Source organism: Chryseobacterium sp. FR048 (assembly GCF_056844665.1).
Map to the genome: position 1 here is coordinate 190,208 of NZ_JBXDSE010000004.1, position 15,153 is coordinate 205,360.

At 33.6% G+C, this 15,153-nt stretch carries 12 protein-coding genes and 1 pseudogene; 10 read left to right on the plus strand and 3 right to left on the minus strand.

The window, feature by feature from the left end; translation table 11 throughout:
• Positions 1 to 100 precede the first annotated feature (100 nt).
• Positions 101 to 961, plus strand: coding sequence for a hypothetical protein (locus AC106K_RS13375; protein WP_482446025.1), 861 nt, complete (start codon positions 101 to 103; stop codon positions 959 to 961).
• Between the two features lie 151 nt (positions 962 to 1,112).
• Positions 1,113 to 1,667: a hypothetical protein gene (locus AC106K_RS13380; protein WP_482446026.1), complete on the plus strand. Its 555-nt coding sequence runs from the start codon at positions 1,113 to 1,115 to the stop codon at positions 1,665 to 1,667.
• A 348-nt stretch (positions 1,668 to 2,015) separates the two neighbouring features.
• Here AC106K_RS13380 and AC106K_RS13385 read toward each other — a convergent pair whose 3' ends face one another.
• On the minus strand, positions 2,016 to 2,537 hold the full coding sequence (locus AC106K_RS13385; RefSeq protein WP_482446028.1) for a DUF6624 domain-containing protein: 522 nt from the start codon (positions 2,535 to 2,537) through the stop codon (positions 2,016 to 2,018).
• 136 nt (positions 2,538 to 2,673) lie between these two features.
• On the opposite strand from AC106K_RS13385, the pseudogene AC106K_RS13390 reads away from it, so the two are divergent.
• From AC106K_RS13390 to AC106K_RS13410, 5 genes and pseudogenes are all read left to right on the plus strand, one after another.
• A pseudogene (locus AC106K_RS13390) lies at positions 2,674 to 2,833 on the plus strand (IS982 family transposase); the annotation flags it as partial.
• 760 nt (positions 2,834 to 3,593) lie between these two features.
• Positions 3,594 to 6,677 carry a hypothetical protein gene (locus tag AC106K_RS13395; RefSeq protein WP_482446030.1) on the plus strand — a complete coding sequence of 1,028 codons (3,084 nt, stop codon included), beginning with the start codon at positions 3,594 to 3,596 and terminating at the stop codon, positions 6,675 to 6,677.
• Between the two features lie 74 nt (positions 6,678 to 6,751).
• On the plus strand, positions 6,752 to 7,966 hold the full coding sequence (locus AC106K_RS13400) for a hypothetical protein (protein ID WP_482446032.1): 1,215 nt from the start codon (positions 6,752 to 6,754) through the stop codon (positions 7,964 to 7,966).
• 366 nt (positions 7,967 to 8,332) lie between these two features.
• Entirely contained in the window at positions 8,333 to 8,548 is a 216-nt protein-coding gene (locus AC106K_RS13405) for a hypothetical protein (protein WP_482446034.1), read from the plus strand.
• Entirely contained in the window at positions 8,545 to 8,865 is a 321-nt protein-coding gene (locus AC106K_RS13410) for a flavodoxin family protein (protein WP_482446036.1), read from the plus strand. The genes AC106K_RS13405 and AC106K_RS13410 overlap by 4 nt, the downstream gene beginning before the upstream one ends.
• Positions 8,866 to 9,064: 199 nt before the next feature.
• On the opposite strand, the gene AC106K_RS13415 is transcribed toward AC106K_RS13410, so the two are convergent.
• On the minus strand, positions 9,065 to 9,844 hold the full coding sequence (locus AC106K_RS13415; protein ID WP_482446037.1) for an HNH endonuclease: 780 nt from the start codon (positions 9,842 to 9,844) through the stop codon (positions 9,065 to 9,067).
• Between the two features lie 118 nt (positions 9,845 to 9,962).
• Entirely contained in the window at positions 9,963 to 10,244 is a 282-nt protein-coding gene (locus AC106K_RS13420) for a helix-turn-helix domain-containing protein (protein WP_482446039.1), read from the minus strand.
• Between the two features lie 485 nt (positions 10,245 to 10,729).
• Between AC106K_RS13420 and AC106K_RS13425 the strand changes: the two genes are divergently transcribed.
• The 3 genes from AC106K_RS13425 to AC106K_RS13435 all read left to right on the plus strand — a co-directional run bounded on the left by AC106K_RS13425 (position 10,730) and on the right by AC106K_RS13435 (position 14,897).
• Complete coding sequence (locus tag AC106K_RS13425) at positions 10,730 to 11,275, plus strand: hypothetical protein (protein WP_482446041.1); 546 nt, start codon at positions 10,730 to 10,732, stop codon at positions 11,273 to 11,275.
• 755 nt (positions 11,276 to 12,030) lie between these two features.
• Positions 12,031 to 14,439, plus strand: coding sequence for a hypothetical protein (locus AC106K_RS13430; protein ID WP_482446043.1), 2,409 nt, complete (start codon positions 12,031 to 12,033; stop codon positions 14,437 to 14,439).
• Positions 14,440 to 14,531: 92 nt separating this feature from the next.
• A complete protein-coding gene (locus tag AC106K_RS13435; protein ID WP_482446045.1) occupies positions 14,532 to 14,897 on the plus strand; it encodes a hypothetical protein in 366 nt (121 codons plus the stop codon).
• The last annotated feature ends 256 nt before the right edge of the window (positions 14,898 to 15,153 follow it).

Below are 15,153 nucleotides of genomic sequence, written 5' to 3' on the forward strand. Positions count from 1 at the left end.
ATGTCACTCAATCCAAAAGTTTTTTGTGGGTTAGTACTCTATTTCAATCAAACTTGCGCAAGGTGGCAGAAAATTAAATTTTACACTAAGAAATAAATTAATGATACATACAACTAAAGGATTATTAGGTGTTTTCAATAATACTCCGGTGACTATAACGAGTAATGCTGTCACTAAATGGAGCTTAGACGAAGCTTCAGCTATACAAACGGTAAACTGTACTTTTAAAAAAGACCTTAATCATTATGATGTTAGACAAAAAGATGGGCGTATTTTCATAACCGATTTACAAAATGCCGATTTGTATTGTATAGAAAGTGATTTAACGATACATAAGATGGTGTTTGAAGACCGATATGAAGATCGAAAAGTTCCTAAAACTTATCTTTTTAAAAGTCTTAACTCCGAAGAAGTAATTATAACAACCAGAGATGGAAACGGATTTTATGTATTAGACTTAAATAGCTTTAAACTTGCCGGTTATTCATCTATTTTAGTTTTAAAAAATATCCCCACTTTTAGATCAGTTTCTAGTAATCTTGCTTATAGTAATACTTTATATACTACAAATGATAACGAAATGATATTGTGTCATCATCATAATTATGAAACAAAGAGTGAAATAGGGATTTATCTTTCTGCTGAGGAGAAAATGATTATCCTGTTTGAAGCCCCGGAATCCATAGATCGTTTTAACTTTTATAATAATACAATAGATAAATATAATACAGGAGTTTACAGTAACGTAAAAGGCTGTCTGGTAGGAGACAGGATTATACTATGTTATCAGCATATGCTCTATGTTTTAGATAATGATGGTAATATTATAAAAACAAGGCCGGCTGCAGAAAACAGCAGATATTGGGGATTGGAGAAACTCAATGATCATCAGGTGTTATTATCAGAACTGGACCCCAATGATTCTGACAAAATGTTGGTGTTTGATTATGATATAAATTAAACCTGATTAAGCTCCTGTAAAAGTGGGAATTTATTCAAAGTTTCCCCTTGTTGCCTTGCGAATCCTGTTTGATAGAGGTAAAACCAACAAAGCTTAAAAACGCACCATTTGTTTCATAGACTGAAGATTTTAATAATTTAATTTAAATACTTTGGGAAATTATACAACCGACACAGTTCTTGTCATAGAAAAAACACTTACTAAAGATATTGTAAGTATAGTAGATAAAATCATGATAGAAAATGATTTCACCATTGCTTACGGTTATAGCCGTTTTTATTTTGAAGATACCAACCCGGATAGTGACTTTGATGATTCAAAAAGAGTAGAGGCAGAAACTATAGAAGATGCTTTAAAAACTTTGGAGGAATTTAAGAAAAACCCTACAGGTGGTAGCTATGAATACAATAGGTTTTGGGGATATGATGAAGATGGCCAAGAACTTGGTTATTATTTATCGGTGGATTTTCGATCGTTTGATAACAAAAATATAGAAGCAGTCATTTTTTATGTAAAGGAAAATATTTTTGAAATGGCACACGAAAAAGAGCTAAAAAGAGTTTTTGCAGAAATAAACAAACGAGCTAAAGTAATAGCAGCTACCCAAAAAACAGATTATTATACAGATGATTATCATGAACTTGATGTAATAGAAGAAATTCTGTCTGGTAATGTTCATACAAAATACGAGTATAAGTTTCTTTAAAATATGCATAGTTGCCTTTTGCCGAAAAGCTTGATCGTTATGATGTTATATTAAAAGATAGGCGCTGCTACCGCACAAATCCTTTTGAGGAAAACTAGTGGGTGTTTTATAAATAGTATTATGGTCAAGCCCCGGTTATGCATTGGCATCGTCCATTTTTTTGCGATATCCTTTATGATCAGATATATCAATTTTATTAGTGCCTGTTCGGAGTTGAAGCCTCCTTTAGACTTAATGATTTTTTGTATTATACTGCTCTAGGTTGATGTTTTTTTAATAAAATTGATGTAAAAGACACTCTCCATTTAATTATGAACGGAGTCGTCTACGTGATTATATGTTGTGTTGTTAATTCGGATTGAACTGAATATTGAAATTCTTTAAATAATCCTCTATTGGTTCCATTCCCATTTCTTTTCTTCTTTCGTTCACAGTTTCAGGATTTTCTAATTTATACAATTTACCATTTTCTATTTGTGAACCATATATTTGGGGGTTTCCTTCATCCATTAAAATCCTATCTTTCATCAATGCGTATTGTTGTTTAGATAAGTCTCCATTTTTTACCGCTTTCTCTATTTGTGGAAAATACTTTTTTCTGATTTCTTTAGTACTATGTTGCAGTCCCAACCAGATTGCATCCATTTGTTTTTGATCCACCTCCTTTAATGTTGGCATGCCACACTTTTCAATAATGCTAATCACTAATTCTTGATTCCTATGGTCTTCTTTAGCGTATTTGATGAGTTCATTTGATTTTCTAATCCTTTGGTCACTTTCCAAAACTTCGCTCAAGATTTGACGTTTTTTGCTGCAATCGACTTCAATAATATCTACTGAACCTACATAGACAAATTTATCCTTATTCATATAAAGGAATATTGATATCATTAAAACAAGAGCGGTTAATATGCTAAATAATATTTTTTTTTATTTTCATTTTTAAAATAGATTGACCATTTTGGGTTAAAAATTAATTGTAAAAATAGGAATTATTCTTAAGTGTCGGAATAAAATAGGTAAAGATAAACAGTATTGTTATCCAAACAGAGGTTTTTGCGCATCACAGCAACTGTCTTTTTTATGGCTACAAAATTCATGTGGTTTGTTCTGTGAACGGTGTTTTTCAAAGTATAGACCCAAGTCCGGTATCTATTCATGATATTCCCTGCTGCGCAAAGTCTCCTGACTTTGAGCTGATAAATAAGATAATTTCCTTTAAACTGGCTCCGAAGTCGGGAGACTTCTTTTGAAAGAGTAAAAGAATTCGAGCTTCAAAAGTTGAACTCTAAACGTCTCAATAGTATAAAAAGGAGGCTACTATCGAATAGTGTCTCTTTAAGTCTTATCAGGACAATTTTTGAACCATTTTATGATTGATTTCTAAACTGTTTGAAGAACATTTGTTTTTCCCATATTACACTTTGGCTGCCCATAATTCCTAGACTTTGTTCACTGTTTTGTATGGTCTGAAAAAATGTTGCACATGCTTAATCAGCAGGTGCAGTTATTAGTTGTTGCTACTTTATTAGCATTGCAACTTATCTAAATTTAGCGATGTTTAATAATTGCATTATGGATGTATATATGCCGGAAAAAATACATCAGATATTCCTGTACAATTTTCTAAACTATAGGTTTTGCAAACATTGTCTTTCTATGAATTATTCTTCATTAGGGCTTTTCCTTTCCATTATAGATGATGTCACAAACAGCAAGGTCGTAGATGGTTGATAAGAAAAAGTGCGAGCAGAGTTGAAGGTAAATTTCTAGGCAATGCCTGTTCGTAAATTATGAGTAGACGAATAGCATCAATAAAAAATAAATTGATTTATAAAACGTCACCTTTTGTCGTACCTCCGTGCTAGTTTTACTTCAAATATAATAATTAAATCATCTAATCACTAACAAAGAAAATTTAGAATTATGGAAAATACACCGATTAAAAGTGAATTACTACGTTTTTATACCGTAAGAAATCCTAAACCTGTTACCACAGAACAATTAGAAAACAGATTTGTCCGGCTTTCTGAAAATGTTATGGAAAAGAGTGAACTTATTTTAAAATTGAGCGCCATTCTTGCGAAAACAAATTCTTCGGCTAATGAAAAATTGAAGGAAATAAAAGACAGAATACAGATCTTTGTAGACACAGATACTTTTGTTGATTCTACTAAGCGCTGGAGCGAAATTTTTGATATTGCAGGTAAGGTCAGGGAGATTGTGAATAAGAACAATACCAATTTTCAGACCGACATACAGGAATTGCTCAGTCAGTACCTTAAAAGTAATATTAACCCCTCAATAATACAGCAGGCCTGGGAAAACCTTATCGTATACAATATTATTGGAGCCAGGAATGAGACAATACAATATGCATCTGACATCCTTAGAATAGTAGATATACTACGTGATTTAAAGGCTGGAGTAGTGTTGTTAGATAAAAAATGGCGATTGCAAACAGATATATTGATGCCAAAAACAATTTTTCCTTTACCAAGGCCGGAGGCTGATGATCATGAAAATGGAGAGGAAAAAGATAGTTACAATGAGATTGAGCAACTCACTATGGATTTTGATGCCGCTAAAGATGCCGCAGATAACATTGAAAAAATCAACACAGCATTAACTGAATTGAAAAAAGCAGAAGAACAGGATTTTGAAAATATGCGCTATAAATATCTGCATAAAGAATCTGTTACTTTTGATAATGAAGGTAATCCTATTTTCCCTGATACGCCGCCACTGGATGCTGAAATTAAAAACACAGGCGTTTTAACAGACAAAATCTTCAATAAGCTTTCCAAAGCAACTCAGGGTATTTTAGCAGAAAGAAAAATTGTTAAAGACCAAGATTCAATTAGCTATGCTTTAAACCTATTAGAAAATGACAGAAGAGATTTAGGTTTAATAATCAGTCAGAAGCTTAATCTTACTCAGACGGTTTATGTGACTAATGGGAATGTATTGATTGCTCCATCTAAGGCAGACATCGTCCTTTCTTCGAGAGAAACCAGCGTTGCTCCAATGGGAAATGGAACTGTTTTACCTGGTGGACATCTTATAGAAGGTATTACCAGAGCTGATTCTGCCATTTCTGATGATACCAGAACCAATCCGGGCAGTACGGTATTTACAGATGATAAAGGTTGTAAAGTGAAGCCTTTAGGTATAGCGGATTTACGTAGAGTAGAGCAGAAGCTTATCTGCAATGTTCCCGGTGAAATTGCACACATTGAGAATATATTGAAAGCAGAGGCTAAAGAAAGGGCTACAAGAAGATTGAACAGGGTGGAAGAAACTACAACTGATATTTACGAACGGGAATCACAGGAAGAGAGGGATACCATTACGACCGACCGCTTCCAGATGGAAAAAGCAACCGCAAAAGTAGTGAATCAGCAACGGTCCTTTGATGTGGGCGTTACGATCAGCTCTAACTTCGGGGGCGCTGGCTATGGGGTAAGTATTAATGCATCCGCAGGATACTCTTCGGCCACAAGCAGCACAGAGTCTACTCAGCAAGCGACCTCTTACGCCAAAGACGTGACAGAAAAAGCCCGTCAGATGGTTATTGAGCGGAACCATACGGAGCAAACCCGGAAGGTGATTGATGAATTTGAAGAAACCAATAAGCATCTTTTCGACAATTCAGGAGGTACTTCACATGTGGTCGGGATTTACCGTTGGGTAGATAAAATTTATGAAGCGCAGGTAGTGAATTATGGTAAAAGACTAATGTTTGAAATGATGATCCCTGACCCGGCGGCATTTCACCGTTTTGCGATGGCTGGCGGAAAAATTGCTGATGCCATTAGCATAAAAAAGCCGTTAGACCCGATTAATGACATTACGGCTATCAGAAGGGTGTTTGCCGGTATTACTCCTATGAAATCTGCGGCGGATATCACCGAATCTAATTATATGCTTTGGTCGGGTTTATATAATGCAGAAGTGGAAGCCCCGCCAGCATCGGAGATCATTATAGGCCTTGCAAAAGGTGCAATGAATTTTCCGAATGATGGTGGTAAATTAGGAAACATTGCTACTGACGAATTAGAAGTACCGCAAGGATATGCGGCACATACTGCCGATGCCCACATTGTTATGGGGTATTCATCCGTACCGACGACGGGATGGGTATATTGGTGTTGTGGTAAAGCTGGCTTATGGACTAATAATTGGGGGCACAGCGGTCCTCTGGCAATGAACGGTGAGCAAGGGAAAATTCCTTTTACTGTGACAGGGCGGGTAGAAAGCTTCACAATTACCGTCACCTTAAAATGTATCAGGACAGCCGCTCACCTAGAGGCATGGAAGCTTAAAACTTTTGCAGCGATCAAATCAGCTTATGAAAGACAATTATCGGAATTCAATATCGCTCTTGCAGAAGCCAAAACCCAGATGAATGAAGGCTTGTTAAGCAAAAATCCTATCTTAAACAGATCCATAGAACAAACAGAATTGCGGAAGCATTCGGTAAGACTATTGAGCCAATGTAAATTTAAACCTAGTGAGGCCATGAAAGCTGATTATCCGGGTGATGGTGTAGACTACCCGGACATCCATTGTTGCCAGGCTATAGCTGATGGAAAATTGGTACAGTTTATTGAAAACTGTTTTGATTTTGGTTTGATGAGCTACAATTTCTATCCTTACTTTTGGAGTCGTAAGAGTGAATGGAAGACTATTTACCGTTTAGAGGATGCCGATCCTATTTTCACGCAATTTTTACAGGCAGGTTACGCTCGTGTAATTGTACCTGTGAGAGAAGGTTTTGAGAAAGCTGCATTACGCTATGTTGCAGATGGTACCATCTGGGATGGCGGTGATGCACCAAGTATTGACGATCCATATTATGTATCATTAATTGACGAACTGGAAGATCCTGTTGGCATTGCCGAAGGCGAGCCGTGGCAAATCCGGATCCCTACTTCTCTTACCATCTTACAAAAAGATGCAGAGGGTATTGAGGAAAGCGGGTTACCTTGCAATCCTTCTGGATTGTAAACCTTATAATTTTTTAAGCAAGGGAGATTATAAAACTCCCTTGCCATTTTTTAATTTTATTAAACTATAAAGCTATGGCGATTAACAGTCCTTTGGGTGAAAACAGCGTTTTCGATCCTTCTTTTGAATGGCAAGGCGATGCAAATAGAGATCAATCAAAATATTTACTTATTGAATATGTGTCAGCAGAATTAAACACTATAAATATTCAGGGTGGAATAAAAACGGTAACATTGGAGTTTAAAGTAACTGGCAGCAATTTAAATTCAAGAAATGCAACATTTCAATTATATTCATTACAAAATAATTATTTCAAAAAACCTTATAAAGTTTACACAGCTGCAATAAACAATAATGGAAGTAGAACTATTACGATAAGCATTCCTCAAATATTATTGATAGAACAGGATTTAAAATTTGAAGTAATAGTCACTTGTGATGGGATAAGTAGTACAACAGGCCCCTTTTCACTAACAGGGACGGAAAATGAAAAGTCAGCTCCCCCCAGTAAATGTTTTTGTAAAAATCAAGAATGGGATGCAAATGACTTAAAATATATAGTGTCCCAATTGAGAAAAAAAGAAGGAACAGGGTTAGTACAGACTATGAGAGATAAATCTAACACAAAAAATTATGCAATGGGAGAGCCTATGAAAGATTCCAAGGGTAATATAATCAAAAAAGAGCTTTCCATATTCGATTCCTTAGATGATAAAAAAGAAAAACCGATCGGAGATCGACTATTTTATTTAAATGTAACTGAAAATATAGCTGAAAGAGAACGAAATTATAACGAACTAGTGAAGTGGTTGAATTATATTTTTAGAGAAACAAAGGCTATAAAATGCATTAATAAAATACATATATTATGTCAATTTTATCATGAAACACAGCGATTCAGTAGTAGTTATGAATCAGATTCAAGCGCAGAAAAATCCGGTGAAGATTTCTATCGAGGAAGAGGATTAGTAATGCTTACAAAACAAACAAACTATACAGCACTATACAAATTTTTATATAAAAAAGACGCTACGGAAGCAGAGCTGAAACAGTTTGTTCGTAAGATTGCATCTTCTATAGAGTACGCGGCAAAAGCCGCTGTCTGGTACCTTAATAGCCAAAATGTGCAAAAGTATTTTAATGATGATTTTGTTGAAAGAGTCACGGCAGCTATTAATTATCCTAAAGCGTTAGAAACAAAAAACTATGCTCCTATAAATGGTTTGACAGACAGGAAAAAATTCTTTAATATGCTAATGGACATTATGAATTATGAAGAGTGTCATTAATTTTCTTTCGCTTATCGGAAGTATTATTGTGTTACAGTTCTTGTCTTGTAATAACCTTCTTAAGAAGTAAATTATCAACAAAAAAGAGGTCACCCTCAAAGTGGCTGTTGCAAAACCTCCTTAGGTCTCGCTGACGGGAGCATCGAACCAATTTTTAAAAGACCTTAAATGTATTTTGGCTGCACATTGTTGATAGTGAATATATTGGTTATTTTATTTTGAATCCTATTGAGTTAGTTCTTAATTTTAATTAACATGAAATAGTAGGAGTACATAAAGTCATTTTGAATGATAACGTTTTGCTATTGGTATAAAAGGCCTGTGATATTTTACAGGTCTTTTTTCAGTAATAAAGCATAGTAATGGATGAAAAAACAAAATCTTAAAAAAATGTTTTGGATCGCTTTAGGAATCATCATCACAGGTTTTTTTATATTTTCAATAACCATTGTGAGCATCGACAGCTACCAATATCATCGAAATAAAAATATCATTAAGTCGCTGAGCCAAAATGAAGATCACCATAAGAATCTGGTTGTCTTCTTTTCACGTTCAGAATGGCCCGAAAGATTGCTGAAATGAAGCATGCAGCAGTAATACCTATCCAATCAGACAGAGATCGTATCGGATTCACCGGTTGGATTGAAGCATTACAGGATGCAAGAAATACAGCCTCTGAGATTACTCCCGGTAAAATTGATCTATCGAAGTACGACACAATCTACATCGGTTCTCCAATCTGGCTGTACAGCCCGGCTCCTCAAATTTTTGTGTTTGCCCGTAACAACAACTTTACAGGCAAGAAAGTCATTCTCTTCAACTCCATGAATAGCAAATTTGAACAGAAATATATTGATGATTTTAAAGCGATTATTGAAAAAACGGTGGCACTTTTTTAAAACACGTCTATAGCGTTCGTGGGAGAATGACCCAGCAGATGAATACGGAGGAGTTGGCGATGCTGGTAAATAAGATAATTTCCTTTAAAATTGCTCCTAATTAGTGAGATCTCAGAACGCAGAAGTAAGCATAATGCTTGTTTTTATAAGGTTGTTGTAAAAATATAATCTATTTAATTTAATCTGTATAATTATTATTTTAATAATTGAAAGTATGTAATAAGGTGCTTTTTAATTCTTCAACAGAAGGAGTATGATTACGTTTTCTATGAATCATATAATGGCAGTTAGGGCATAAAACAACCAGGTCGGTTTCTGGATTAACAATAGTTTCACCTGATTCTGAAATCGGCTTTACATGATGGACATGTATAAAGTCTTTTCCGAGTTCACCATACGATTTTTCAAAATTGAAACCACAACATTTGCAAGTTATACCATGAATTTCTATTGCTCTTCGACGTAGTTTTGGATCTCGTTCATATATTGTTGTGTACCTAACTTTCTTTTTTCCTTCAGTTCCAAAACTTGAAAAACTTTCACTATTATTTTCATCTTCAATGCTCTTGTTTTGTAACAGACTGGCGTTTGATAAGATTTTAAGATAGGTTTCTTCATTTATTTGCCTTACTCCATTTCTAAAATGGTTTTTGGCTAATACGTTTTCTAAGTAATTACCATTTGTATCTTTGAAATTCACAGCATAAATAAATGGCTGATAATTTTCCACAGTTGCATAAAATGAATTTTTTGAATTTTCAGATAAATCTTTTTCAATTATTCCAATCGTTGCAATACCAAAATAATGTGGATCATCTGATAGCCTAGTAAAATTTTTATTCTTTCTTTTTCCTTTGTAATATATGACCTTTGATCCTTGAGTCAATAGTTTTTGATACTTAGAAGGAAAATGATAGTATTCACCGGTTTTGTCATCCCATTGAGATTCGTCGTTTTCAGCTATAATTAAAAAGTTCATCACAAAATGTTTTACTGATTTATTAGCTAATCTTTGACACCAATCTTAAGATCTAGTTTAATCTTGGTTTAGAAGTTTGCTATTTCGAGAATAAATTTGACTTAAATCCAAAATATCGTTAGAATTTTTTTGTTTTAATTTCTTTAATATCATAATTCTTCTCCTTAATTGGTTCTTCAGGGAAGAAATCTTTAATAGAACAACCTAATGCTATTGCAATTAAGTTTAGGTGAATCAAATTATATTTAGCTTTTTTCGAAGGAGCTTCTATCTGTGAAATAAATCCAATATTCTTACCAATAGAAAGAGAGAGTTCTTCTTGAGTAATTCCTTTTGTTTCACGTATTTCTTTTATACGCTTGATAACAAACCTTTCTATTTCGTCTAATGATTCATTCATAAGCCAAAGTGAATAAAAAACATCAAAAAATATTATGTACTATAGTACATATTTTGAAAATTGTTTTATATTTGTCCAATAAGCTACAATAAAGTAGTTTTGCGATACTTCAAAGAATAATAGAAGCTATTGCTTAGAATCTCAAACTGAAAACTGGTAATTTACGGAAACGAGAGGATAAGTAAGTAAGCTCACGACCTAGGCGTGGGCTCTCTTATCTGTTTCCAGGTATACCAGTGCCTCAGTTTAGATATTGTAGAGTCTCATGCCGTTTTTATTTCATGCTGTTCTGCTTTTCTACAATCATCTTTTTCTAAGCTGCTTCACTACATAAAGTATCATGATAGGGTACAGTGGAGTGTACAATCCATTGCGGCTTCAGGGCTTTCACGGGAACACAGATTTTATTTCTATTCATCATTTACCATACAACTCAGCGTACATCGGTAGGCTGGTGGTTTCATGCATTCTAAAAATACAAACCAATGAAAAAAATAAAAACAGATTTCAATCCCCGGTTTCGGGCAGGGAAGAAACGCTCCGGGCTACAGCAGATGGAAACTTTCTTTCAGTTCAATGAGCTGGATGTTTCCAAAGAAAGGCTCAGCAACATTATGAATTATGCCGTAAAGAGAAATAGCTGGATCAATGAAGATTCGGCGGAGATCTTTGAGTTTTACCAGTCGATGCGGTGGTTCTTCCGGGCAGGCTATCTCATCATGCTGAAGGAAAGGAAATGGACGGTCGATACCAAGACTGAAAAGATTTCCCCGTGGGTTCTTGGCCTGCTTTCGGAGAAGGAATACCGAAACCCACTGCTGGTTTTCAAAAAAGCATTCAGGGAATACACCCTCAAAGAATTTGATTATTTTATGTCCGGAATCGTCTATTTTTCAATGGGCGTCTATGAAAATCTCCCGGAAAGAAATATCGTGATGCCCTACATTCATACGGTGAAAATGCTGGATGCCGCACACCTTATTCTTCAAAGAAAGAGAGAAAAGAAAATGGCTGATACCCATTCAGAATAAGATTGAAAAAGTTGAAGGTTATTGATACAGATAAGGAATGTGCTGATGGTGTGTTTTTCACGCAAAGATTTGATCCCTTATCTCATATTTTCAAGGGAGCAAAGGATGAATCAATAAAATTGATTCTTTCTAAGCGAATGTATATCCATGAAGCTTCTTCAGCGACAAAGTCGCTCTTCTTTGCTCCCTAAAATAAAACATTTGAATCATCTTTCTTTGCGATTAAAAAAAGACCTGTTGGTTTAATAAAAAGTGTAGATTTTGGGTTTGATTCGAAAAAATTTACAGAATTGTATAGTATAGCAGGAATTAATCCTATCATGGGTAATAATAAAAAAAAATCGCTACTTAAAAAGTAACGATTTTTTGTTGTGTGTGAACTTGCTGGTGGGAACATCGAACCAGTTTTTAAGGGATCTTGAAAGTGTTTTGTGTATATGTTCTTGATTTTCAGTCGTTTTTTAATGGTTTGTTTTGGTTTGATTTCTGTCAAGTTATATTTTCTTATAATTTTAATATCCTTTATTTGATAATATATTTAAGATTATTGGCATTTATTTTTCGTTATTATTAATAGTGATTCCTAAGATGTCTGAAATTTTCTTTATCTAAGATTGATTGAATTTTTAAAAGATTTGCTATGAGCTTACTTTTGACAATAGAGAAATATCCATGTTAATTACGATATTAAAGAACTTACTTTTTTTTGTAGCAGAATATAAATTTGTAAATTAACTTTCTAAATACTGTGGTATATGGCGAGACTTTCAGACGAACAACTTTCTAAATATGTGGATCAGCTTATGCAGTTGGTTGCTAAGTTACCTTTAAAAGATGCAGGCAAGGATTATTTACAAGCCCAAATAATTATTGATGTCTATGACGTATGGCAATTTGATGATGAAAGTAACACATTCTCTTTGGATGAATATCTTGCAGATCCAAAGAATCCCCAGTATAATAATGTTAAAGCTACCTATGGTATTGAAAATATATCACAATGGAAAAGATATGCAACTACTTTTGTTAATAATATCAAAAAGGTAAGAACTGCTTATCTTAAAAAATATCTCGATTCTTTAGACAGGCTTTCACCTAAAGAGAAGTCTGTAGCTATTTCTAAACAGCTTGAAAAATTCAACAAAGCAGACTTATTCCATAAATATGGTATAACTGAAATAAAAGATCCGGAGTGGAATGAGCAGGTCAAAGATATTTTATCAAACAAAATGAAGTTTGCTAAGGAACAGGCTTTCTACATTACTAATACTGAAATTCCCGTTCGAGAGTCGAACCAAAATGACGACAGAGTATACATTGTCGAAGAATTAGAAGATTGGATGGTGTGGGAAGGAGTGAGATATGTAATGAAAATAGAAAACTTCGGGAGTGAAAATCGTTTTGATCCGGGATATTTTGGAAGATTCATTGCAACAGATTTAGCAAAGAGAATGGAAGAGTTTATAATGAGGAAAATTCGACCATTAAATCAATTTGAAATCAATAAATATTTAGCATTATCTGCTAAACAGTTTGAAACATTTACTCCTCCTAAAAGACATAGAGCTTTCAAATTGAAGTTTCATGATGCTTATTGGTATCCCAATCCTATGCCCTATAAAGAAAATGAAACATGGCAAAGAAGATATTCAAACCATTTTTGGAAACATTATACCCGCAATTTTGAATTTTTGAAAGAATCATTTATGTCATTATACAGAACGTTTTATTCAAATTCTTCACAATTAAATTCTAACGGAGGTAATAATATAGCAAATATACAATTATCCAAATTTCTAAAATTAATTGAGAATGAGAACCCTACAAAGGAACCACCATTGAAATCTTATTATGAATGGGAAAACTCATTGCAAGAACTGAAGATAGAGATACTAGATAACTTAAGTTTGCTGAGATCGGAGAATAAACAAGATTATTTAGAGAAAGTTAGCCTATCATTACAAAAATTTACAAATAGAAATTATGTACAAAAACAACTTTATTTAGGCTTGCTAATTGAGTACGATTTAAACATAATGGATGTTCTCACCTCTGATAACATTGATAATGAATTAATAAACGCAATCAGATCTAACGTTATAATCTTTGACAATAGTATGCCACCTTATTATTACGAGTATCTAAACGACTTGCAACATACTTTTTATAACTATCACCTAGGAAGGTTCGTGAGTGAAGCTGCAGCTTTTACTCAGAATAAAATTCAAGGCTTATCAGATATTGTTTCAAATAATGGTAAAAATACTGAAACGAAAAGTGATAATATTGAAGTGGCATATATAAAGGAAATGTATGGTGATAGTTTTATGCCAAAATCTTTAAATATCTCAACTGATGTTCTATATCGAGCTTTGTCAACGCTGCCTGTTAAACTTCATAAAAGTAAAATACCAGCGGACAATTATTTCAACTGGCAAAATCTCAAAAAGGAGCTAGATTGGGAAGTTTCTAGTAATCTTTTAAAATTACAGGATGTATTTGACAAAAATATTTATTTATCAAAATTAATTGCTGAGTTTACGGATTGGACTTTCTACAAAGAATATGACAAAGAACTGATTGAAGATTGGGAACTGGAATATGGACAAAATTTTATTAATGCTATCAGGTCTTCCGAAAAGGATAATGATTTTGTTAAACAAATGCGTAGACCATTTTCTGATCTCGATACCGACGGATTAGAATGGTTTGAATTAAAAAAAATGAAAGATATTAGAGAGAATGTAAACAATTATATGTTTTTAAATTTTGTAAACGATTGTCTCGGCTTTTTAAAAAGATATAAGTCGGACTTGGAAAAAGTTAATACTACTAAGCTACCACATAATAAAACTGAGAGTGTTGTGACTTTTGAAAAAACAATTTTACCTGCTAAACAGAAATATATACTACAGATGTTGGAAGATCTAAGTCTAACAAATAATGGGAAATCAATAATTTCTGTAAGAAAAAAAAGTGCATTACGTGGAGTTGCAGAGGCTTTGCTTGAATCAAATATTCTATCTCTAAGTCTGGAAAAATCCTATCGTATAATTGCGGAGAAAATAAATGTGGAAATTAGGTCTAAAATAGATGCATCATATACTTCAGACATTTACAAGAAGAAAGCACTTAAATATATCTGCGATTATCCATATATGTAGTATTTTTCCTCTTTATCAGGTTTTATCCCCCCGACCTGATAAGTCCCTATAAACAATAGAACATTTGCAACATAATTTTAAAATACATTTTTATGAAAGCAATAGTTCTGTTAAAAAACAAGTTCGACTTACTCTCCTTAGCTACATTCATCAGCCCGCAAAGAAATAGTTTTAAAATCATTAAGGTAAATACTGATGTGAAGAATCATGGATTAACCTTTTACTTGGTTGCAGATTATGATAGCAAAATACTTGGAGATAAATTAAATCCTACAGTAGAGACTTTTCACGCTTATATTCTATGTCCAATGATCTTGATGCTTATTACAGTAATGATGAGAAGGTATTTTAGGTTGGGCTTGAACAGTAAATTAAAAAAGAAAAAGTTCCGGTTGCTTATGATAATGAAATTTTCAATTAACTCGTCAGATTTAAGGACTAAAAAGAAACGTACATAAATGTAAACCAAAATATTATATTCATCTGTTGGTTGCAGACTTTTCGAAGTATACTACTATTGCAGGTGTCTTTAATGCTTTATATGTATTAATTACGGATTTCCGTAATAGCTATAGTGAACATTGTTTGTAGATTTGGTAAGATGGAATTCTGGCTTGATAAACCGGAAATACAAATAATTTAATGCGACTTGTTTTGTCGCTTTGGTGAAGCAAATTTGTAACAATGAGAAGAAATTTGGATTTCAATTGTTTA